Below are 1,031 nucleotides of genomic sequence, written 5' to 3'. Positions count from 1 at the left end.
GGTTCGAAACTGTGACCAAGATACTTCACTAATTGCTTTTGCTAACTTACGATTTTTTAACATATTTGATACTTGCAAATCCTCTATACCGATAACATCGTGGTTTTTAATGATTTCAGTTGAGATTTTGTCTAAGTAATCTTTTCTAGCATTTGATATGTATTCATGAATTCTAGCTACTTTTACTCGTTGTTTATTCCAACGAGAAGACCCTTTCATTCTTCTAGAAAGAACACGCTGTGCTTTCGCCAATTTCTCTTCTAATAATCGAAAAAATTTCGGATTTTTATAGGTTGTTCCATCTGACAAAATGGCGAACTCTTTTAATCCTACATCCATTCCAATGTACGAACTTGTTTTCGGAAGTTCTTGTACTTCTGTTTCGACTAACAATGACACAAAGTATCTGTCGGAAGGGTTCCGTCTAACCGTAGCATTTACAATACGTCCCGTTATTTCACGACTTTTGGCAAATCGAACAAGACCTAGTTTTGGCAATTTTATTTTGTTTCCTACAATGGCAATGTTTTCATTTGTTTGTTTTGTGATATAAGATTGTACGTTATTCTTCTTGGATTTGAAACGCGGGGCACTATTTTGTTTTTTGAAAAAGCGTGTATACGCATCCGCAAGGTTGCGAACAGACGACTGAATCGCAATACTATCCACTTCTTTGAGCCAAACAAACTCTTTCTTCATGGCAGGAAGTTTGGCAGAGCATGTATTATATGTTAAACCTTTTCCAGTTTCTTTATATGCGTGATTCCATAGGGATAGGAAATGATTGAATACAAAGCGAGAACAACCTATCGTTTTATTAATTAGAATTGCTTGTGCTTGATTTGGATAGATACGAAACTTAAAGGCTCTATTAATTATCATTTGATTCACCTCCATTTCGGTGTATGACTATTATACACCGAACGTATATTCGATGGATAGTGAAGTAACACTTTACCTATGTTGAACAATTAAGATGGCTTCCTGCCATCCCTTGTTCGAAGCCAATTCATCTCCCACCTACTCACTTC

1 protein-coding gene is annotated in these 1,031 nt (G+C 36.0%); it reads right to left on the bottom strand.

Features of this window, described 5'->3' with window-relative positions; genetic code table 11:
* Positions 1-882 (bottom strand): IS200/IS605 family element RNA-guided endonuclease TnpB (gene tnpB / locus CER22_RS31050; RefSeq protein ID WP_088610507.1); only part of this gene is annotated, 882 nt, incomplete at its 3' end.
* Positions 883-1,031 lie beyond the last annotated feature (149 nt).

This window comes from Bacillus sp. K2I17 (assembly GCF_002209985.1).
GTDB lineage: Bacteria > Bacillota > Bacilli > Bacillales > Bacillaceae_G > Bacillus_A > Bacillus_A wiedmannii.
This window is presented reverse-complemented; position numbering and strand designations above follow the sequence as displayed.